Genomic DNA, 20,010 nt, shown 5'->3' with positions numbered 1-20,010 from the left:
CCTCAGGCCTCATCGGCATGGTGCCGCAGCACGTCCAGGGGCACCACCTCCAGCGCGTCGCGATGGGTGGCGGCAAGCCGGACCTTGGGCGCGCAGCCCTCGTCATGGGCCTGCAGGAACCGCGCGGCACACAGGCACCAGTGGTCGCCCGGTTTCAGCCCGACAAAGCCGAATTCGGGGCGCGGGGTCGTCAGGTCGTTGCCGACATATTTGGAATAGGCCAGGAATTCGGCCGTCATCACCGCGCAGACGGTATGGCTTCCGCTGTCTTCACGACAGGTGTCGCACCGGCCATTGCGGAAAAACCCGGTCAGCGGTGTGGTCGAGCAAGGCGCGAGCGGCCCGCCGAGCACGTTCACCGAAGGCGCCTTCGTATCGGTCATGGTGGTCCCTCTTTTCTGCCGGCCCGTCCTAGCGAAACCGGTCGGCGAGTTTTTGCAGCGGCGTGCGGCTGTCCTCTGTGGCCGCCTCGGCCTGGCTTGGGCGCGGCACAGTAGAGCCTACCGGGGCTTTCGGGGACGCGGGGCCGGTTGCCGTCGCGCCGTTCCGGGGCGGGGCCACCCGAAGCGCCACCGCGTTCAGGAACCGCGCACCGTCGCCCCGCGCCAGATCGGCGGCGCCATCCGAGATGCCGCGCAGCAGATCGTCCAGCCAGTCGCGGTCGGCCTTGGCGAAATCCGACAGCACGTAACCCGAAACCCGATCCTTGTGGCCCGGATGGCCGATGCCCAGCCGCACCCTCTCGTAATCCGGTCCCAGATGCTGGTGGATCGAGCGCAGCCCGTTATGGCCCGCATGGCCTCCGCCCGACTTGAGCCGGCATTTGCCCGGGGCGAGGTCCAGCTCGTCATGGAAGACGGTCACATCGCCGGGGGTGAGCTTGTAGAACTGCACCGCCGCCTGCACCGCGTCGCCCGACAGGTTCATGTAGGTCTCGGGCTTCAGCAGGATCACCTTTTCGGAGCCCAGACGGCCCTCGGCGGTCTGGCCCTTGAACTTGGCCCGCCAGGGCGGGAAATGATGGTCGCAGGCAATCCGCTCGACCGCCATGAAGCCGATATTGTGCCGGTTCCCCGCATATTGCGCGCCCGGGTTCCCGAGGCCCACGAAGAGACGCATTCGTGATCTCCTGCCGCTTGCTCTTTCTCCCTTGATGCCCTGAACTGCGGCAAAAGGCCAGAACCGGCCTGATCAGGAACGAGGAGGCGACCATGTATCTGACGATGAACCGTTTCAAGGTGAAGCCGGGCTCGGAGGAGGCGTTCGAGGCGGTCTGGAAGAACCGCGACAGCCATCTGAAGACGGTGCCGGGCTTTGTCGGCTTTCATCTGCTGAAGGGGCCCGCAGGCGAGACCTACCGGCTTTACGCTTCGCATACCTTCTGGGAGAGCGAGGCGGCTTTCACCGCCTGGACCCGTTCCGAGGCATTCCGTGCCGCGCATAAGGGGGCGAAAGGCCCGTCCGACATGTATCTGGAACCGCCGGAGCTGGAGGTTTTCGAATCGGTGCAGTCGCTGGCCTGAGCCGCTGCCGAGACCCGGAACGATACCGGAACATAATCTTCCGTCGCGGCGCTGTTCCGTAAAATAACTTATATTCTCAATGGCGTGCCCCGGCGTTGCCGCGGGCCTGCCAGGACCGTGCGTTGCGGTGGCGAGCGGCTGGAAACCCTTTGGCAAGGCCCGGCTGCCACCCTCTTTGGCATGTCCCCCAGGCGGGACAGATCCAAACGGCGAGGCACGCCCCATGCGCTATCCGGTCCTGTCTTCGTTTCCGACGCCGCTCGGGCTGGCGGTATTGCTGATCGTGGTTCTCGGTCTTTCGAATGGTCCGGCCCGGGGCGGCTCGGCGGCCCCGCCGGTCGATCCGGGGCTGGCGGCGGCGGTGGCGGGCGACTGGGAGGCAGAGCCCGGCGATCTGTCCGACGAGGTGGCGACGGCGCGGCTGCGGGCGGGCATTCTCTGCACCTCCTGGGCGCGCGATCTGATCTCTCAGCATTGGCGCAGGCTCGACCGGCTGGTGGGGCCGGGCACCTGGTCCTCCGACCGCCAGACGCTCTGGCTGCAACTGGGCTGGGTCGACGCGTTCGAACGGCGCTATCTGCGCCCGCGGATCGATGCCGACAGCCAGGAAGCCCTGGCGGCGGCCTGGTGGCCCGACGGTGTCTCGACCCCTGCGGGCAGTGCCGGGGCGACCGAGATGCATCGCTTCTGCATGCGGCTGCCGGGGGTCTTCGGGTCGATCGATCCGGATATTCTGTGGCGTGAAGTGGAGGCGATGCTGCGCTGAGCACACATGAAAACGGGGCCCGCCGGGCCCCGTTCGGATCTGTCGAAGGGCCGGGCGATTATTCTTCGCCTGCTTCCTCTTCTTCTTCGTTATCCGCCGAACGCAGGCCCGAGGGCGCCGAGATGTTGGCGATCACGAAGTCGCGGCCGGTGATGGTCGGCGTCGTGCCCTGAGGCAGCGTGATGTCCGAGATGTGGACGATGTCGCCGACATTCAGCGCCGAGACGTCGACCGTCAGTTTTTCCGGGATGTCGCCGGCGGTGACCACCAGTTCGACCTCGGGGCGGACAACGGTCAGAACGCCGCCGCGCTTGAGGCCCGGGGACGTCTCTTCGCCCACGAACTCGACCGGGATGAAGAGGTTGATCCGCGAGGTGCGGCGCAGCCGCATCAGGTCGACATGGGTCGGAAGGTCTTTCACCACGTCGCGCTGCACGCCGCGGCAGATCACCCGCACGTCTTCCTGGCCGTCAACCTTCAGGTTGAACAGCGTCGAGAGGAAGCGGCCCGCCTTCAGGCGCTTCAGCAGCTCGTTATACTTGATGTTGATCGGAAGCGGTTCGGCGCCGCCGCCATAGACGATACCGGGGACGAGGTGATCACGGCGTGCTTGACGAGCGGCCCCCTTGCCTGTCCCCGTCCGTACCGTGGCGTTAAGATCAGGGATCTCACCAGCCATTGGTCAATTCTCCTAAGGTTATGGGCATCCTCCAAGGGTGTATGCCCGATGAAGCCGTGCCCATAGCCGAGCGGCGGCCTGTTGGGAAGGGAAAAATGGGCCGTTCAGGCCCAGTCGCCCTCGAAATCCTTCGGCACCAGCAGGATGTCGCGGTCGAGCCCGTCGATGCTCTTGCGCCCGCACAGCGCCATGGTGGTGTCGAGTTCCTTGTGGATCACCTCGAGCGCACGGGTCACCCCCGCCTCGCCCATCGCCCCCAGACCGTAGACGAAGGCGCGGCCGATATAGGTGCCGGTCGCTCCCAGCGCGACGGCCTTCAACACGTCCTGCCCCGAACGGATGCCGCCATCGACATGGACCTCGATCTGGTCGCCGACCGCGCGCAGGATCGAGGGCAGGGCTCGGATCGAGCTGAGCGCGCCGTCAAGCTGCCGCCCGCCATGGTTCGACACGATGATCGCATCGGCCCCGACATCGAGCGCGCGGCGCGCGTCCTCGGCGTCGAGAATGCCCTTGAGGATCAGCTTGCCGCCCCAGTCCTCCTTCAGCTTCTTCACCTGCGACCAGTCGAGCCGGGGGTCGAAATTGCTGGCGGTCCAGTCGACCAGCGACGAGGCATCGGTGACGCCCTTGGCATGGCCGATGATGTTGCCGAAGAAGCGGCGTTTCGTCTGCAGCATCTCGAGCCCCCAGCCCCATTTGGTGGCGAGGTTGGCCATGGTCGGGATGGTCATCTTGGGCGGGGCGGACAGGCCGTTCTTGATGTCCTTGTGGCGCTGGCCGAGGATCTGCAGATCGAGCGTCAGCACCAGCGCCGAGCAATTCGCTGCCTTGGCGCGCTGGATCAGGTTGGTGAGGTAGTCCTGGTCGCGCATCACGTAAAGCTGGAACCAGAACGGCTTTTCGGTATGGGCCGCGACATCCTCGATGGAACAGATCGACATGGTCGACAGGGTGAAGGGCACGCCGAATTTCTCGGCGGCGCGGGCGGCCTTGATCTCGCCATCGGCGGCCTGCATCCCGGTCATGCCGACCGGCGCCAGCGCCACCGGCATCGCCACATCCTGCCCGATCATCCGCGTCGCGGTCGAGCGGCCCTCCATGTCGACCGCCACCCGCTGCCGCAGCCGGATCTTCGCGAAATCCGAGCAATTGTCGCGGAAGGTCTGTTCGGTCCAGCTGCCCGTCTCGCAGTAGTCGTAGAACATCTTGGGCACGCGGCGCCGGTAGATCCGGTGCAGGTCTTCGATCGTGGTGATGACGGGCATGGCGTTCTCTCGCTTTGGTAAGACGGCATTACCAATCACCGGGGCGCGTCGCAACGGCCATTGCCGGGACCGGGGCGGGGCCGGCCCCGTCTGCCGCCGGTCAGGCCGGGGCGCGGCGGGCTTCGATCAGCCGGTTCACCAGATGGGTGAAGACCGCCGCGCCGAGGATCGGGATCACCAGGTTGACCAGCGGCAAGCTCAGCGGCACCGCCATCAGCAGGCCGGCGAGAAAGATCGTCGCACCATGCCGGCGACGCAGATCGCGCGCGCCCTGGCGCCCGAGCCGTCGCATCGCCGCCATCTGGAAATATTCGCGCCCGAGCAGGAAGCCGTTCACCGCCCAGAACAGGAAGGGCGCGACCGGTCCGACGAAGAAGTAAAGCACCAGCGCCACCAGGTTGACCCCCAGCACGACGCCGAGAAAACCGATGCTGTCGCGGATCTGGTCGAGGAGCGGGATCGGCGTTGCGGGCGGCAGGTCGGGATAGTGGCGCGCCTCGACCGCCTCGGCGACGTCGTCGAGAAAGATGCCGGTAAAGGCCGAGGCCACCGGCACCATCAGAAAGACCGACATCACGATCATCAGCAGGAAGGAGGCGCCGGACAGGATATTGTCGACCCAATGGATCTCGCCGATCCAGGGCAGGGTCAAGGTGTCGGGCACGAGCCAGCCGATCAGGAAGAAGATCACCGCATAGATCGCGGCCAGCAGCAGGACGGACAGCCCGATGCCAAGCAGCAGCACCCGGCGGAAGGCCCGGTCGCCGATCTGGCCGAGCGTCTTGAGAAAGGCGGTGAGGATCATTCGGCCACCCATTCCGTGATCGCGGCGATGTCGGGGCGCGGCCGCTCCGGCGGTGCCACGGTCTCGGTGCCGATATGGATGATGGCCGCGATGGTCTCGGCCTCTCTTAGCCCCAGCGCCTCGGGCAGCACGGCGCGCTCATGCGCGGGCCAGCCGGTCAGCCAGTTGGCGCCCCAGCCCGCGGCCGAGGCCGCGTTCAGAAGCCCGAGGCAGACCGCGCCCGCCGACAGCAGCTGTTCGATTTCGGGCACCTTGGGCGAGGCTTTCGGCGAGGCCACCACCACCACGGCGAGCGGGCTGTTCGCATAGGCCGAGGCCGCCTTCTCGACCGCTTCGGGCGGCTGGCCCAGCGCCGGGCCCTGCGCGCGGACCAGCTCTGCAAGCCGCGTCAGCGCGGGCTTTTCCAGCACGATGAAGCGCCAGGGTTCCAGCTTGCCGTGATCGGGGCTGCGCGCCGCGGCGGTCAGGATCCGGGTCAGCATCTCGCGGTCCGGCGCCGGGGCGGCCAGCGTCTTGGCCGGGCGCGAGCGGCGGGTCAGCAGGAAATCGAGAACCTCGGGGCGGGGGTCGGGCATGGGCCAGCTCCTTCTTTGCGCTCTTTATGTCGGCGGTGCGGGCAGGGGGGTCAAGTCCGGCTTGACGGCCGCGGGCGGTCGCGGCAGCAAGGCGGCATGACCGATCTGACCCATCTGGCGGTGCCCGGCACCGAAATCGCGGTACGGGTGACACCGAAGGCCTCGCGCGCCCGGATCGTTGCCGAAGGGGGCCAGATCCGGGTCTATGTCACCGTGGTGCCCGAGGACGGCAAGGCCAATGCGGCGGTGACGAAACTCTTGTCGAAGGCGGTGGGCGTTCCGAAGTCGCGGCTGGAACTGGTGCGCGGGCAGACGGCGCGCGACAAGCTGTTTCGCGTTCTCTAGCCTGCCCCGGGCCGCGACCGGTGCTCTCAAGATATAGGGCGTGAATTGGCCTCTACCCAAACTCTAGCGGCTCCCCTATAGTGCCTGTGGATAAGTTTACGTCGTGCCCGAGAGAGAGCTCATGCGCTGCCCGTTCTGCGGAAATATCGACACTCAGGTGAAGGATTCCCGGCCCGCCGAGGATCATGTCGCGATCCGGCGCCGCCGTTTCTGCCCGGCTTGCGGCGGGCGCTTCACCACCTATGAACGCGTGCAGCTGCGCGATCTCGTGGTCATCAAGTCCAGCGGTCGCCGCGAGGATTTCGACCGCGACAAGCTGGAACGCTCGATCCGCATCGCGCTTCAGAAACGCCCGGTCGACCCGGATCGCGTCGACCAGATGGTGTCGGGCATCGTGCGCCGGCTTGAAAGCATGGGCGAGACCGACATCGTCTCGAAGGTGATCGGCGAGATCGTGATGGAGGCGCTGGCCCGGATCGACACCGTGGCCTATGTGCGCTTCGCCAGCGTCTACAAGAACTTCCAGGAAGCCGGCGATTTCGACAAGTTCGTGAGCGAACTGAGGCCATCCGCCGCACCGGACGAGTGAGCGCCGAGGCCGATGCCCGGTTCATGGCGCTGGCGCTCGCGCTTGGCGCGCGCGGCAAGGGGCGGACATGGCCAAACCCCGCGGTCGGTTGCGTGCTGGTGCGCGAGGGCCGGATCGTCGGGCGGGGCTGGACCGCGCCGGGCGGACGGCCCCATGCCGAGCCGCAGGCGCTGGCCCAGGCAGGCGGGCAGGCCCGGGATGCCACCGCCTATGTGACGCTCGAACCCTGCTCTCATCACGGCAAGACGCCACCCTGCGCCGAGGCGCTGATCGCGGCGGGCGTCGCGCGGGTCGTGACCGCGCTCGAAGATCCCGATCCGCGGGTCGCGGGCCGTGGCCATGCCTTGCTGCGCGGGGCCGGGATCGCGGTCGAGACCGGGGTTCTGGCCGGGGCCGCGACGCGCGATCATCGCGGCTTCCTGCTCAACCGCTGCACCGGGCGACCGATGGTCACGCTCAAGCTTGCAACTTCCTTCGACGGCCGGATCGCCACCGCCTCGGGCGAAAGCCGCTGGATCACCGGGCCCGCAGCGCGGCGCCATGTCCATGCGCTGCGCGCCGCCCATGACGCGGTGATGGTGGGCGGCGGCACGGCGCGTGCCGACGACCCGGTGCTGACCGTGCGCGGGCTCGGTATCGCGCATCAACCGGTCCGGGTGATTTGCGCGTCCGGGCTCGATCTGCCCGAAACCGGCGCGCTGGCGGCCAGCGTCGGGGACGCCCCGCTCTGGCTTTGTCACGGGGCCGGTGCCGATCCGGCGCGCCGGTCTGCCTGGCAGGCACGCGGCGCCCGCCTGATCGAGGTCGCGACCGGTGCCGGAGGGGGGCTCGATCCGGCGGCGCTGCTGTCGGCGCTCGGTGCGGCGGGGCTGACCCGGGTGTTCTGCGAGGGCGGCGGCAGTCTTGCCGCGGCGCTGCTCGGGGCCGGGTTTGTCGACGAGCTGATCGGGTTTACCGCCGGGCTTGCGCTGGGCGCGGAAGGGCGGCCGTCGATCGGGCCGCTGGAGCTTGCGCATCTGGCCGAGGCGCCGCGCTTTGCGCTGACCGAGACCCGCCCGCTCGGCCCCGATCTGCTCCATGTCTGGAGCCGGGGCTGAGCGAATCTTCTTTCCGACGGAAATGTCCGCTTGGCGAACGCGCGGCCGATGGCCGCGACCTCAGTTGTCGACCGAGGCCGAGACGTTGCGGGCGGCGCCTGCGGTGCCGGTGATCACGCTCAGCAGCTTGACCCAGCGGACATAGGGCGCCTCGGTGACATAGACGGTGTCGCCGTCGCGGATCGCGAAGTCGCGGGCAAGGAACAGCCCCGCGGGTTCGGTCAGGTTCAGCACATAGGCGACGCGCTGTTCGCCGGTCAGATCGTCGCGGCCCAGCACCTGGCGGGCGATCTCCTCGGGTTCGTTGCGCAGCACGAAGATACCGGTCGGGTCGGCCAGGGCCGAGTTGAGGCCGCCGACCTGGGCCAGTGCCTCGACCGCCGACATGCTCTGGGTGATGAAACGCACGTTGCGCTGCCTGCCGGTCGCGCCGAGCGCGGTAAAGTCGCGGGTATCCTCCTCGATGAGGATGCGGTCGCCATTGCGCAGTGCGATGTCGAGCGTCGGGTCGTCATAGAGATCCTCGAACCATATCTGGCCGCGGGTCTTGCCCCGGATCACGGTGATCCGGGCGATCTCGGGCGGGATCACGATGCCGCCGGCGGTGGCCAGCATGCCCGAGAGCGTCCGGTTCGGCCGTTCGATCGGGAACACGCCCTGCTTGCCGACGCCGCCCGAGACCGCGACCGTGGCGCCGTCGCCGGCCAGCCGCGTCACCATCACCTGCGGGTCGGGGGTCTGGACGTCGAGCTTTTCGGTGATCTTCTTGCGCAAGCCCTCGGGCGTGCTGCCCGCGGCCCGGATGCGCCCGGCATAGGGGATGAAGATGAAGCCCGTGCTGTCGACCTGCAGCTGGGTCAGCGTCGCGGCATTGCTTTCACTTGGCGCGAGCAGCCCGTCATCGACATTCTCGAACACGGTCAGGCCCAGCGTGTCGCCCGCGCGGATCGTGTCCGAGCCGATCGGGGCGGCATTGAGGAAGGCGGGGGGAAAGCCGCTCTCTGGCACCACGGCGGTTGTCCGGTTCACCCGGTCATTCACCTCGACGATGAAGGCGTCGCCGTCGCGCAGGCTCGATCCGTCGAAGATTTCGGGCTTGCTCGGCCCTGGGCGCGGCAGGCCGCAGGCGGCCGTTGCGGCGAGCATTCCGAAAAGAACGAGGGCGCGTGCCCCGCGGGCTAGTAGCGTCTTCACGTAGCTGTCCCTTGTTCTTGCCTCTGGCGATTGACATGCGCACTTCCAGCGGAGGCTAGACAAAGCCGGTGCGAAAAACCACTCGGGCGAGTGTCATGCGCGACTGATCGCCCGGAGGTGTTGCCGTGGCGCCTACGCCGGATCTTCGGTTTTGGCGCGGCCTTGTGGGACAGAAGACCGTTGGCAGGCTGCAACAATCTGGCGCACGGGGCTGGGCCGAAGGCAGGGGACGTTCCGCGAAATCCGGCAGGGCAGGGTCGTATGCTGCCCGGACGGGGCGGGCCGCCGCCGCCGTGGAAACCGCATCGCAAACCGGCGCGGTCGCGGCATGGGGCGGTTGCGGCGGCATCGTCAAGGCGCGGGGTGTTGCCTGTTTGACGTGTGCCGCTTGCTCCGCGCGGCTGCAGGCGGTAGGTCGGATCCGAACCCGTGCCGCAAGGAGCCCGACCATGTTCACCGGCATCATCACCGATATCGGAACCGTTCGCGCGCTGACGATGAAGGGCGATCTGACCGCCCGGATCGGCTGCGCCTATGCCGCCGAAAGCATCGATATCGGCGCCTCGATCGCCTGCAATGGCGTCTGCCTGACCGTGACCGACCGCGGCACGTCCGGGGATGGCGCCTGGTTCGACGTCTCGATCTCGGCCGAGACCGTCTCGAAGACCAATATCGCGGGCTGGGCCGAGTGGGGGCGGATCAATCTAGAACGCGCGCTCAAGGTGGGCGACGAGCTTGGCGGTCATATCGTCTCGGGCCATGTCGACGGGGTGGCCGAGATCGTGGCCATGGCCGAGGAGGGCGACAGCACCCGGATGACCTTCGAGGCGCCCGAGGCGCTGGCGCGTTTCATCGCGCCCAAGGGCTCGGTCGCGCTGAACGGCACCTCGTTGACCGTGAACGAGGTCGATGGTCCGCGCTTCGGGATAAACTTCATCCCGCATACCAAGGAGGCCACCACCTGGGGGCTGGTGCGGGTCGGCGACCGGATCAACCTCGAGATCGATACGATGGCACGCTATGTCGCGCGGCTCAGGGAGTATGACGCGGCCTGAGCCCGGTGTGGCTCCCGGCCGACGGACATGACCCGGGGCCGGTGAACGGGCCGGGATGATCGGGCCGGGCGGGGCTTCCTGGCGGGGGCGGTCCGCGATTTCGGACGAACCGGCACTGCGGGTTCTTTCCAATCTTTCCCGAGCGCGCTAATAGGCGGGCCTCGGAACAGGTGGACGACATGCACGATATCGGCGAGCCAAATTATCAGGACGCGATTTCCCCGATCGAGGAAATCATCGAGGATGCGCGCAACGGGCGCATGTTCATCCTGGTCGATCACGAGGATCGCGAGAACGAGGGCGATCTGGTGATACCGGCCCAGATGGCCACGCCCGAGGCGATCAATTTCATGGCGACCCATGGACGGGGCCTGATCTGCCTGACGCTGACCGGCGAGCGGATCGATGCGCTGGGCCTGCCGCTGATGGCCTCGCAGAATTCCTCGCGGCACGAGACCGCCTTCACCACCTCGATCGAGGCGCGCGAGGGCGTGACCACCGGCATTTCCGCCCATGACCGGGCCCGCACCGTGGCCGTCGCCATCGACGCGGGCAAGGGCGCGGCCGATATCGCGACGCCGGGCCATATCTTCCCGCTGCGCGCCCGCGACGGGGGCGTCCTGGTCCGCGCGGGCCATACCGAGGCCGCCGTCGATGTGTCGCGGCTGGCCGGGCTCAACCCCGCGGGCGTGATCTGCGAGATCATGAACGAGGATGGCACCATGGCGCGGCTGCCCGATCTGGTGGCCTTCGCCCAGCGTCACAATCTCCGGATCGGCACCATCTCGGATCTGATCGCCTATCGCCGCCGTCACGACAATCTGGTGAACGAGCGCGACGTGCGCCATGTCACCTCGGCCCATGGCGGCGACTGGGTGATGCGGATCTTCACCGACGAGACCCAGGGCGCCGAACATGTGGTGCTGACCAAGGGCGACATCTCGACCGAGGCGCCGGTGCTGGTGCGCATGCATGCGCTCGACCCGCTGCAGGACGTGCTGGGCCTCGGTCCGCATCCGGCGGGCGAGCTTGCCACCGCGATGGAGATGATCGCGGCCGAGGGCCGGGGCGTCGTCGTGCTGCTGCGCGACACCACGATGAAGCTTGTCCTCGACGGTGCGGCCTCGCCGCAGACCCTGCGCCAATACGGGCTGGGTGCCCAGATCCTGGCCGCGCTCGGCCTGCACCGGCTGGTGCTTCTGACCAATTCGCCGCTGCCCCGCGTGGTGGGGCTCGACGCGTACGGGCTCTCGATCGAGGGCACCCGCAGCATCGCAATGGAGGGCTGAGCCATGGCCGAACAGGATCCGCATCACGCGCTGGAGCTGCCCGCCTTCGACCGGCCTGCGAAGCTGCTGGTCGTCGTCGCGCCCTTCTACCGCGACATTGCCGACATGCTGATCGCCGGGGCGGTCGCGACGCTCGATGCCGCCGGTGTCGCGCATGAGCTGGTCGAGATGCCCGGCGCGCTCGAGATCCCCAGCGCCATCGCGCTGGCGCACCGGCTGTCGAACTATGACGGCTATGTCGCGCTGGGCTGCGTGATCCGGGGCGAGACCACCCATTACGAGACCGTCTGCAATGACAGCTCGCGCGGGCTGACGCTCTTGGGGCTGCAGGGCGCGCTGATCGGCAATGGCATCCTGACGGTCGAGGACCGCGACCAGGCGCTGCGCCGGGCCGATCCGGCCGACATGGACAAGGGCGGCGGTGCGGCCGCTGCGGCGCTGCATCTGATCGCGCTGGCCCGGCGCTGGAGCGGCGAGACCAAGGGCGTCGGCTTCCGGCCTTCGGGCGGGATCCAGATCGCCGAGGGGAGCGACCGCGCATGACCGGGGCCCACAAATCCAACCGCAACCAGATGCGGTCCGCCGCCCGGCTTTACGCGGTGCAGGCGCTGTTCCAGATGGAGCAGTCGGGCCAGAACGTCGATACCGTGCGGCGCGAATTCGAGACCTGGCGCTTCGGGGTCGGCTACGAGGATGGCGAAGAACTGGCCGAGGGCGATGTCGAGCTGTTTCGCGCGACGCTGGAAGGCGCGGTCAGTTGGCAGGCGAAAATCGACCAGATGACTGACCGTGCGCTGGTGGCGAAATGGCCGATCGCCCGGATCGACCCGACGTTGAGGGCGCTGTTCCGCGCCGCCGGGGCCGAGATGGTCGCGGCGAAGGCGCCGCCGAAGGTGGTGATCACCGAATATGTCGATGTCGCCAAGGCATTCTTTCCCGAGGGGCGCGAGCCCAAATTCGTGAATGCCGTGCTCGATCACATGGCCCGCGAGGCGCGGCCCGAGGCGTTCTGAGCGCCTCGGGGTCGGCTTCTTGGCGTCGTTTCCGGTTTCGGCGGTAATCCCCTGTCCGTCTTTTTATTTTTCCGGCGCCTGGGGCCGATTCGGCCGAGACGCTGTTTCGGTAACCCTCTCTTAACCTCTCTGGTCCCATGATGACGTTACGGAAGCCAGTGGCTGGACGCTGCGCCGGGGCGTGATGATCGACGAACGCTTCAAGTTTCCTCTTGGAATCTTTCCGGGAATGGCTACCTAATTGGAGCAAGGAACGGAGACAGCGATGCCAAAGCTCGTGACCCTTTACATCCGCCAGGCCACCATGGGGTTCGCCTTGTCGGGGGTGTTCGTCGGCCTTCTCATGTATTTCGACGTCGCCAATCTGTGGCACCTCGTGACCAATGTGTCGGGGGGCTGGCTCGCGGCCGTGCTGCTTTTCCTGTTCAACGGCATCGTCTTCGGCGGGGTGCAGTTCGGCATCGCGGTGATGGCGATGGCCCGGGACGATGATCCCGACAGCGGCCGCCGTCGCCCCGAGCCGGTGCGCGGTCTGGCCGATGTTCTGGTGCCGATCCCGGTGCCGGTGAAGGATGAGCGCCGGATGCGGCGCTGACCTCGCGTTTCCCTCGTTTTCGGATGCATTCTCTCGGCGGCCCTTCGGCCGCCGTTTTTTATGCCGCGCCGCCGCCCGGTCCTGCCAGAGGCGGGCCGTGACTGGACGGGCGGAAGGGAAACGGGCGGGACCACCGCAAACGTGGAGGCATCTCATTCCCGAGGACCTGTTACTACAGGTGGGCGCCAGGTAACCGGACCAGGATCCGGACAGAGCCAGCTCCCTCGGATTTGCTTAAGGCCACCGGAATTCGGCCACTGCACGGGAAGGGCAGACCCCGCCTCGGGCAGAGATAGGATGTCGGGACGCCGACGACAAGTCTTGTCGAGAGCGGGCCGCTCGATCATTGTCCGCCCATGCCCGATCCGGTTTCCCAGCCGCTTTCCCCATCGCTTGCGCCCGGTCAGCTTCTGGCCCGCGGCGTCTGCCGACATCTGCGCGATCTGGGCTTTGCCTCTGTCGAGGAATTCGTGCCCGCGCCGGGGCTTAGGGTCGATGTGATGGCGCTGGGGGCGGCGGGCGAGATCTGGGTGGTCGAGTGCAAGTCGAGCCGGGCGGATTTCACCTCGGACCACAAATGGAGCGGGTATCTCGACTGGTGCGACCGCTTCTTCTGGGCGGTCGGGCCGGATTTTCCGTCCGACCTGCTGCCGCCCGAGACCGGGCTGATCCTCGCGGATGGCTATGGTGCGGAAATCCTGCGCGAGCCGACCGAGCGGCGTCTGGCGCCAGCGCGGCGGAAGGTTCTGACGCGCAGCTTTGCCCGTCATGCCGCCTTGCGGCTGCAGGCGCTGCGCAATCCGGGACTCAGCCCTTCGGTTTGGTGCCCTTGACCTTCTTCTTCTCGGCGAGTGTCCGGGCCTGGGCCGCGGCGGCGCGCAGTTCCTCGGCGATGTCCTCGGCCTCTTCGGGGTCGAAATCCATCGGGATCTCGAGCCCGTCGCCCTCGATATAGATCCGCACCATGCCGAGGCTGGTCGGCCCGATCTGCAGATTGGCGGCGAAGTCGCTTTGCTTGTCGATGCCCATGGTGGTTTTCCCTCGGGATGCTGAGGGGGCCGGGGTAGCGCGTTGCCCGGGCTCTGGCAAGAGCGGTGCGGGCCGATGGCCGTTGGAGGCAGCCGCGACGCCATGGCCGCAAAGCTGTCGGTTTCGGTCGAGAACGGGTCTTGCAATCGCGGCGAGGGGGCGCTAAATCGCGCACACAGTGCCGCCTTAGCTCAGTAGGTTAGAGCACCAGATTGTGGATCTGGGGGTCCCCCGTTCGAGCCGGGGAGGCGGTACCACTTACCTGAAATCGTTGCCTCACATGATGTTGCCGCCCGGTTGCGGCGAAACGCATTCGCAGCGGTATCGGGATGAGACAGGCCATCCGTCCCCCGGATCTGCTGGACATGCTGGGCGATCATAGACGCAGAGGCTGCATGTCCCGGACCGTTCATGATGGCGGCTCCGGATGGAAGCACCTCTGCCAGGCCGCGGCCCTTTCGCGATGATCCTTCCCGAATCGGCCGATCGCGCGCCATGGCGGAGTTGCCCCGAAAGGCCGCAAAGGCGCCTCCCGGGGACAAGGTCGGGGTGTTTGCTGTCATGGAAAGGCCGGTCGGAGTGAACCGGCCGTCGCAGCCGCAGGCTGCTTTCGACATCTATCCCGATACTGCAGGTTGCGATGCCCTTTCAGCGGGTATCCGACCGTAAGTTTTTGATTTTAAATGTCTGATCCCCCCTGGCGACGGCCGGGAGGGGGTATGCTGCAGGGCGGCGGAGTTTTTTCTTGACCGGAAAAATTCGGCCGACATACTTCACATATAAGAATAAAACTTCCTGCACAGGAAGTTTTGGCGCGGATTTGGGAGGCTTGTCTGCGCGCCGGGGAGGATCTGGGAGGAGATGCATGGCCGTACGCCAGGCTGACAACGTTCTGCGTTTTTTCGAATATTTCGCGGCCTCGCAGAGGCCGACCACACTGACCGAACTGTCCGAGGCGCTGAAACTGCCGCTGTCGAGCACGAGCAATCTCGTCTCGACCCTGCGGGAGCGCGGGTTTCTGTTCGAGGTCCGCAAACGCGGCGGTTTCTACCCGACCCGCCGCATGTACGATCTGACCCTGTCGATCCTCGATGGCGACCCGGTGCTCGGCCTCGTGCGCGAGCACATGGAAGCGCTGCGCGAGGAGACCGGCGAGACGATTCTTCTGGCCGCCCGCGAGGACGACCGCGTGATCTATCTCGAGGCGCTCGAATCCCGCAAAGGCGTCCGCTACTCGGCGCGGGCCGGGGAAACCCGGCCGATCTACGCAATATCCTCGGGCAAGGCGATTCTCGCCGCGCTCGATGATGCGGCGCTGCGCCGCGAGATCGACCGCCTCGACTATTCCGAGGCGGCCGAGGCCTCGATCACCGATCAGGCCGCGCTGTTCGACGATATCGTCTCGGGACGCGCGCGCGGATGGTTCCTGAACGCAAGCGAGTACACCCCCGAGGTTTCGGCCGTGGGCATGCTGCTCGATATCGCCGAGCAGAAATACGGGCTGTCGGTCGCGGGGCCGAACTACCGGATGCAGGGCCGCTATGAGGAGATCGCGGCGGCGCTCGGGCGCGTCGTTGCGGCCATCAAGAGCCAGATCCACGAGACCGGAGCCGGCCGATGATCCGCAAGGCCATGTCCTTCGTCGACCATGCCTTCACCGCGGTGGCGGTCCTTGCGCTGGCGGTCATGACGCTTCTGATCGTCGCCGATGTCGCGCTGCGCTACGGCGCCGGGACGCCGATCTTCTTCGCGCATGATCTGGTCGTGCTCTACCTGACGCCCGCGGTGTTCTTCTTCGGATTCGGCCCGACCTACTGGCGCTCCGAACATCTGTCGGTCGATCTGCTGACGCTCAACCTGCCGCGCCGGCTCAGGGAGCTGACCGATGTCCTGTCCAGCGCGATCGGGCTCTGGATCTTCGGCCTGCTGACCTGGGTCGCCTGGGAGCGCGCCGCCGGAAGCTTCGCGAATGACGAGGTCATCGCCAGCATCGTGCCCTGGCCGGCCTGGGCAAGCTATGCCCTGGTGCCGCTGGGCTCGGCCGCGATGGTTCTGGTCTGCGCGGCCCGCATCCTGATCTCGCTTGGCAATGCCTTCGGCCGCGTCAGCGGGGAGGCGGCGCAATGACCTCGCTTCTTGTCGTCATCGGACTTCTCGGCCTGCTGCTGCTGGGGGTCCCGGTTGGCTTTGCGCTGGCCTTCACCGGCCTCGTGGGGCTGATGACCATCGTCGGTTTCGACAGTGCGCTGTCGGTGCTTTCGACAACGCCGCTTTCGACCACGAACGGTTTCGAGCTGATCGCGGTCCCGCTTTTCATCCTGATGGCCGAATTCGTGATCGTCAGCGGCATCGCCGACCGGATGTTCAAGGCGATCACCATCTGGGTCGGCCGCCTGCCGGGCGGGCTGGCCGTGGCCACGGCCCTTGCCGGGGCCGGGTTCGGGGCGATTTCGGGCTCGTCGACCGCGGCGGCCGCGGCGCTGTCCTCGACCTCGATCCCGGCGATGCGCCGGGCCGGATATGACGTGAAATTCGCCTCTGGCGTGGTCGCGGTCTCGGGCACGCTGGCCATGCTGATCCCGCCATCGATCGCGCTGGTTCTCTACGGCATCATCGTCGAGGTGAATATCGCGTCGCTGCTGATCGGGGGCGTGATCCCGGGGATCATCGTGACACTGGCGATCATCGCGACGATCTATGTGCTGATGGCGCGCGATCCCTCGATCGCCCCGGCCGCGCGTTCCTGGCCGATGCGCGACAAGCTCCGGGCGCTGCGCGCCATCGGGCCGATGCTGCTGCTTCTGCTCTGCGTGACGGGCTCGATCTATCTCGGCATCGCGACGCCGACCGAGGCCGCCGGGCTCGGGGCCTTCGGCGCCTTCCTGATCGCCGCGGCCTTCCGCACCCTCACCCTGAAGACGACCTGGGGCGCCCTGGCCCGGGCCGTCCGCGCGACCTGCATGATCTTCATGATCATCATCGGGGCGCATATCTTCGGCTATGTCCTCACGCTGGGGCAGATCACGCCCGACTTCGTGAACTGGATCACCGGTCTCGAGGTCTCGCCCTATCTGGTGATGGCCGGGATCATCGCCTTCTACCTGGTCATGGGCTGCTTCATGGATCAGATGGCGATCCTGATCCTGACCGTGCCGGTGATGGTCCCCGCGATCACCAGCCTCGGCTTCGATCCGGTCTGGTTCGGCGTGCTGGTCGTGGTCGCGGCCGAGGTCGGCATGATCACCCCGCCTCTGGGCATGAACATCTTCGTGGTGTCCCGCTATGCCGAGCGGCCGCTCTCCGAGATCTTTCGCGGCGTCGCGCCGCATGTGGTCTCGCATATCATCGTTCTGGCGTTGCTTGTCGCGTTCCCGCAGCTGGTGCTGTGGCTGCCCGGCACGACGCAATAATCCAGACGCAATAATCCAAGGGAGGAGCCAAATGTCGACCGCGAAGGACGCCATCGACCCCAACATGTATTTCATGACCGAGGCCAAGGCCGCGCCCTACGCGCCGCGCGGCCATAGCGGGACGGTGAACCGGCGCCTCGTCTCGCCCGAAACCGGCGCCACGCAGATCGAGGTCCTGATCGGCCGGATCGAGCCGGGCGAGGGCGCCAGCCCGCATTTCCACCCCGGCATCGACCAGTTCTGCTGGATGCTGGAGGGCCGCGCCCGGGTCGAGATCGGAGGCCTCACCCGCGAGATCGGCCCGGAGGAAAGCTGCTTCTTCCCCGCCGACATGCCGCACACCTTCACCGCGATCGGAGAGACGCCGGTCAAGGTCCTGATCTGCTACGGCCCGCCTTACGGAGAAGGCGCCCGCGTCGAGTGCTGAGCGCCCGACGCCCAGGAAACCATTGGTCCATCGGAGGAGAACGACCATGAAATCCACCATCAGCATCCTGTCGATATGCGCCGCGCTGGCATCCGCCTCGACGGTCGCGGCGCAGGAGGTCACGCTCAAGATCGCCGACAGCCTGCCTGCCGATCACATCATCACCAGGAACACCACCGACGTGTTCACGGCGCGGCTCAAGGAAGAGTTCGGCGACCGGATCGAGATCGAGCATTACCCCGCGCAGCAGCTGGCCAAGGCCAAGGACATCCTGTCGATCACCCAGGCCGGGATCGCCGATATCGGCTATATCGTGCCCTCCTACGTGTCCGAGAAGATGCCGCTTGGCGGGGTGGTGGAACTGCCCGGCGAGATTGCCTCCTCCTGCGAGGGGACGCTGGCCTTCGCCGACCTGATCCAGCCCGGCGGCACGCTCGACAGGCTCGAGTTTCAGCCCAACGGGGTGCGCGTGCTTTATAACGTGGCGCTGTCGCCCTATCAGGCGGTCTTCTCGAAACGGGCGGATGTGACCTCGCTTGACGGGTTCCAGGGCATGAAGATGCGCTCGAACCCCGGTGCGATGGAGCTGTCGCTGCAATCCGCGGGGGCGACGGCGGTGCGCATGACCCCGCCCGAGATCTTCGACGCGATGACCAAGGGCACGGTGGACGGGGCGTTGCTGCCCTTCACCTCGACCTATTCCTACGGGCTCGACCAGATCGTCGGCTCGGCGACCCGGAACGCGAATTTCGGATCGGTCGGCATCACCTACGCGATCTCGCAGCGCAAGTGGGACAGCCTGCCCGCCGACATCCAGGAGGCCATGACCCGGATCGGCCGGGAGGTGACCGAAAGCGCCTGCAAGGCCTTCGACACCGCCGAGGCGGAGCTCAAGGACAAGCTGTCCGGGGCGGGCGCGACGGTCTTCGCGCTCGACGAGGAAGAGGCGGCCAGGCTGAACGCCGATTTCGCCAGCGTCGCCGATGACTGGGCCGCGGCCCTCGACAAGCGCGGCAAGGATGGCAGCGAGATCCTCGCCGAGTTCCGGGCCGAGGTCGCAGCCCTCCGCGAGAACGGCAACTGAAGCCAGAACCGGGGCGGCCGCCGCGAAGGCCGCCCCGCAACGAAAGGAGAGGCGCGTGCTTGATCTGTTGAAGGATGTACGGGTCGTCGAGCTGACGACGATCGTGCTCGGGCCGATGGCGGGCCAGATGCTGGGCGATTTCGGAGCGGATGTCGTCAAGGTCGAGGCGCCGAACGGCGATCTGGCGCGCTATGTCGATCCGCGTTCGCAGGCCGGCGTCAGCTCGATGTTCGCCAACAACAACCGCAATAAGAAGAGCATCGCCCTGGATCTGAAGACCGCCGAAGGCCGCGAGATCCTGCTGAAGCTGATCGACGGGGCGGATGTCTTCCTGCACAACATGCGCCTACAGGCGGTCGAGCGTCTGGGGCTGGGGCCGGCAGAGCTGATGGCGCGCAATCCGCGGCTGATCTACTGCTCGGCCATCGGCTTCGGCAGCGATGGCCCCTATGCCGCCCGGCCCGCCTATGACGACGTGATCCAGGCGGCCTCGGGCATCGCCAGCCTGCCGACCTATACCGGCAACGACCCGTCCTACGTGCCGGGCGTGATCGCCGACAAGATCGCGGCGCTCTACGCGGCCAGCGCGATTTCGGCCGCGCTGGTCGGGCGCGGCCGGTCGGGCAGGGGCTGCGAGATCGAGGTGCCGATGTTCGAGGTCATGACCTCCTTCGTGATGGCCGAGCACATGGCCGCCGCCAGTTTCGACAAGGCCGCGCCCGCCGGGTATCAGCGGCTTCTGAACCGCCATCGTCGTCCCTTTCCCACCAGCGACGGCTGGATCGCGGTGCTGCCCTATACCGAACGGCATTGGCGCCGGACCTTCGAGGAACTCGGCCGCGGCGATGTCCTGGCCCAGCCCTGGTTCGCGGATGCGACCGAGCGCTCGCAGCATGTCGGCGAGATGTACGAGATCCTGGGCCAGGAGATGCCGAAGCGCGCGACCGAGGCCTGGATCGCGACCTTCGAGCGTCTCGATGTGCCGCATTCGCGCGTCAGCGGGCTCGACGATCTGCTGGGCGATCCGCATTTGCAGGCGGTCGGTTTCTTCGCGCCGACCGACGATCTGGAAAACCGGGTGCGCTCGGTCCCGCAACCGGTGCGCTTTCGCGCGCAGCCCTCGGTGCCGGACCGCCGCGCCCCCGAGCTTGGCGAGGACGGGCCGGCGCTGTTGGCCGAGCTGGGCTTCGGTCCCGAGGCCATCCGGGGGCTCGAAGCGCGCGGCGTGCTTGGACGAATGGCAGGATCAGACAAGGAGGAGGCGTGA

The 20,010-nt window shown here is 67.1% G+C and carries 25 protein-coding genes and 1 tRNA gene; 18 read left to right on the top strand and 8 right to left on the bottom strand.

The features are described 5' to 3' along the window. Positions 1-2: 2 nt before the first annotated feature. On the bottom strand, positions 3-383 hold the full coding sequence (locus A6W98_RS16855) for a DUF2237 family protein (RefSeq protein ID WP_042463496.1): 381 nt from the start codon (positions 381-383) through the stop codon (positions 3-5). Between the two features lie 28 nt (positions 384-411). Next, positions 412-1,119 (bottom strand): aminoacyl-tRNA hydrolase, encoded by a 708-nt coding sequence (gene pth / locus A6W98_RS16850; RefSeq protein ID WP_042463493.1) that lies wholly within the window; start codon positions 1,117-1,119, stop codon positions 412-414. A gap of 92 nt (positions 1,120-1,211) precedes the next feature. Here pth and hmuQ point away from each other — a divergent pair, with 92 nt between their 5' ends. Both hmuQ and A6W98_RS16840 read left to right on the top strand, forming a co-directional pair. Next, positions 1,212-1,523, top strand: coding sequence for a heme-degrading protein HmuQ (hmuQ, locus tag A6W98_RS16845; protein WP_042463490.1), 312 nt, complete (start codon positions 1,212-1,214; stop codon positions 1,521-1,523). Positions 1,524-1,746: 223 nt separating this feature from the next. Beyond that, positions 1,747-2,289, top strand: a complete 543-nt coding sequence (locus A6W98_RS16840; RefSeq protein ID WP_042463487.1) for a hypothetical protein — start codon at positions 1,747-1,749, stop codon at positions 2,287-2,289. A 58-nt stretch (positions 2,290-2,347) separates the two neighbouring features. Here the strand turns inward: A6W98_RS16840 and A6W98_RS16835 are convergent, their stop codons facing one another. The 4 genes from A6W98_RS16835 to A6W98_RS16820 all read right to left on the bottom strand — a co-directional run bounded on the left by A6W98_RS16835 (position 2,348) and on the right by A6W98_RS16820 (position 5,616). After that, the gene (locus A6W98_RS16835) at positions 2,348-2,968 is read right to left on the bottom strand and encodes a 50S ribosomal protein L25/general stress protein Ctc (protein WP_042463484.1); all 621 of its coding nucleotides are present in this window, start codon (positions 2,966-2,968) and stop codon (positions 2,348-2,350) included. A 104-nt stretch (positions 2,969-3,072) separates the two neighbouring features. Then, positions 3,073-4,236, bottom strand: a complete 1,164-nt coding sequence (locus A6W98_RS16830) for an alpha-hydroxy acid oxidase (RefSeq protein ID WP_042463481.1) — start codon at positions 4,234-4,236, stop codon at positions 3,073-3,075. Between the two features lie 100 nt (positions 4,237-4,336). Then, the gene (locus A6W98_RS16825; RefSeq protein ID WP_370501761.1) at positions 4,337-5,038 is read right to left on the bottom strand and encodes an EI24 domain-containing protein; all 702 of its coding nucleotides are present in this window, start codon (positions 5,036-5,038) and stop codon (positions 4,337-4,339) included. Continuing rightward, complete coding sequence (locus tag A6W98_RS16820; RefSeq protein ID WP_042463476.1) at positions 5,038-5,616, bottom strand: nitroreductase family protein; 579 nt, start codon at positions 5,614-5,616, stop codon at positions 5,038-5,040. The genes A6W98_RS16825 and A6W98_RS16820 overlap by 1 nt, the downstream gene beginning before the upstream one ends. A 96-nt stretch (positions 5,617-5,712) precedes the next feature. Here A6W98_RS16820 and A6W98_RS16815 point away from each other — a divergent pair, with 96 nt between their 5' ends. The 3 genes from A6W98_RS16815 to ribD all read left to right on the top strand — a co-directional run bounded on the left by A6W98_RS16815 (position 5,713) and on the right by ribD (position 7,647). Then, entirely contained in the window at positions 5,713-5,961 is a 249-nt protein-coding gene (locus tag A6W98_RS16815; RefSeq protein ID WP_042463473.1) for a DUF167 domain-containing protein, read from the top strand. A 121-nt stretch (positions 5,962-6,082) separates the two neighbouring features. Then, the gene (gene nrdR, locus A6W98_RS16810) at positions 6,083-6,550 is read left to right on the top strand and encodes a transcriptional regulator NrdR (RefSeq protein ID WP_042463470.1); all 468 of its coding nucleotides are present in this window, start codon (positions 6,083-6,085) and stop codon (positions 6,548-6,550) included. Continuing rightward, positions 6,547-7,647, top strand: coding sequence for a bifunctional diaminohydroxyphosphoribosylaminopyrimidine deaminase/5-amino-6-(5-phosphoribosylamino)uracil reductase RibD (ribD, locus tag A6W98_RS16805; RefSeq protein WP_264580077.1), 1,101 nt, complete (start codon positions 6,547-6,549; stop codon positions 7,645-7,647). Before nrdR ends, ribD begins: the two co-directional genes overlap by 4 nt. Positions 7,648-7,707: 60 nt before the next feature. Here the strand turns inward: ribD and A6W98_RS16800 are convergent, their stop codons facing one another. After that, the gene (locus tag A6W98_RS16800; protein ID WP_411911817.1) at positions 7,708-8,841 is read right to left on the bottom strand and encodes a polysaccharide biosynthesis/export family protein; all 1,134 of its coding nucleotides are present in this window, start codon (positions 8,839-8,841) and stop codon (positions 7,708-7,710) included. 449 nt (positions 8,842-9,290) lie between these two features. On the opposite strand from A6W98_RS16800, the gene A6W98_RS16795 reads away from it, so the two are divergent. The 6 genes from A6W98_RS16795 to A6W98_RS16770 all read left to right on the top strand — a co-directional run bounded on the left by A6W98_RS16795 (position 9,291) and on the right by A6W98_RS16770 (position 13,626). Then, entirely contained in the window at positions 9,291-9,896 is a 606-nt protein-coding gene (locus A6W98_RS16795) for a riboflavin synthase (RefSeq protein WP_042463465.1), read from the top strand. A gap of 179 nt (positions 9,897-10,075) precedes the next feature. Further along, positions 10,076-11,185: a 3,4-dihydroxy-2-butanone-4-phosphate synthase gene (gene ribB / locus A6W98_RS16790; protein ID WP_042463461.1), complete on the top strand. Its 1,110-nt coding sequence runs from the start codon at positions 10,076-10,078 to the stop codon at positions 11,183-11,185. 3 nt (positions 11,186-11,188) lie between these two features. Next, positions 11,189-11,728, top strand: coding sequence for a 6,7-dimethyl-8-ribityllumazine synthase (locus A6W98_RS16785; protein ID WP_042463459.1), 540 nt, complete (start codon positions 11,189-11,191; stop codon positions 11,726-11,728). Further along, complete coding sequence (gene nusB, locus A6W98_RS16780; protein ID WP_042463457.1) at positions 11,725-12,198, top strand: transcription antitermination factor NusB; 474 nt, start codon at positions 11,725-11,727, stop codon at positions 12,196-12,198. The genes A6W98_RS16785 and nusB overlap by 4 nt, the downstream gene beginning before the upstream one ends. A 265-nt stretch (positions 12,199-12,463) precedes the next feature. Then, entirely contained in the window at positions 12,464-12,793 is a 330-nt protein-coding gene (locus A6W98_RS16775; RefSeq protein ID WP_042463454.1) for a hypothetical protein, read from the top strand. Positions 12,794-13,149: 356 nt separating this feature from the next. After that, positions 13,150-13,626 carry an MmcB family DNA repair protein gene (locus A6W98_RS16770; RefSeq protein ID WP_042463451.1) on the top strand — a complete coding sequence of 159 codons (477 nt, stop codon included), beginning with the start codon at positions 13,150-13,152 and terminating at the stop codon, positions 13,624-13,626. Here the strand turns inward: A6W98_RS16770 and A6W98_RS16765 are convergent. Next, on the bottom strand, positions 13,601-13,822 hold the full coding sequence (locus A6W98_RS16765; RefSeq protein WP_042463449.1) for a DUF6324 family protein: 222 nt from the start codon (positions 13,820-13,822) through the stop codon (positions 13,601-13,603). The two genes, A6W98_RS16770 and A6W98_RS16765, sit on opposite strands and share 26 nt — an antisense overlap. A 180-nt stretch (positions 13,823-14,002) precedes the next feature. Here A6W98_RS16765 and A6W98_RS16760 point away from each other — a divergent pair. From A6W98_RS16760 to A6W98_RS16730, 7 genes are all read left to right on the top strand, one after another. Further along, positions 14,003-14,079: transfer RNA gene (locus tag A6W98_RS16760), tRNA-His, on the top strand. Positions 14,080-14,687: 608 nt separating this feature from the next. Further along, positions 14,688-15,443, top strand: a complete 756-nt coding sequence (locus tag A6W98_RS16755; RefSeq protein ID WP_042463448.1) for an IclR family transcriptional regulator — start codon at positions 14,688-14,690, stop codon at positions 15,441-15,443. Then, entirely contained in the window at positions 15,440-15,949 is a 510-nt protein-coding gene (locus A6W98_RS16750) for a TRAP transporter small permease (protein WP_042463445.1), read from the top strand. Before A6W98_RS16755 ends, A6W98_RS16750 begins: the two co-directional genes overlap by 4 nt. Next, positions 15,946-17,232 (top strand): TRAP transporter large permease, encoded by a 1,287-nt coding sequence (locus tag A6W98_RS16745; protein WP_042463443.1) that lies wholly within the window; start codon positions 15,946-15,948, stop codon positions 17,230-17,232. The genes A6W98_RS16750 and A6W98_RS16745 overlap by 4 nt, the downstream gene beginning before the upstream one ends. Before the next feature lie 31 nt (positions 17,233-17,263). Next, positions 17,264-17,659, top strand: a complete 396-nt coding sequence (locus tag A6W98_RS16740) for a cupin domain-containing protein (RefSeq protein WP_081251982.1) — start codon at positions 17,264-17,266, stop codon at positions 17,657-17,659. Between the two features lie 46 nt (positions 17,660-17,705). Beyond that, on the top strand, positions 17,706-18,743 hold the full coding sequence (locus tag A6W98_RS16735; protein ID WP_042463441.1) for a TRAP transporter substrate-binding protein: 1,038 nt from the start codon (positions 17,706-17,708) through the stop codon (positions 18,741-18,743). A gap of 55 nt (positions 18,744-18,798) precedes the next feature. Continuing rightward, a complete protein-coding gene (locus A6W98_RS16730; RefSeq protein WP_042463438.1) occupies positions 18,799-20,010 on the top strand; it encodes a CaiB/BaiF CoA transferase family protein in 1,212 nt (403 codons plus the stop codon).

The sequence above is a fragment of the Rhodovulum sulfidophilum DSM 1374 genome, assembly GCF_001633165.1.
Taxonomy (GTDB): Bacteria; Pseudomonadota; Alphaproteobacteria; order Rhodobacterales; family Rhodobacteraceae; genus Rhodovulum; species Rhodovulum sulfidophilum.
The sequence above is the reverse complement of the archived record's forward strand: the minus strand, read 5'-3'. Positions and strand labels throughout refer to the sequence as shown.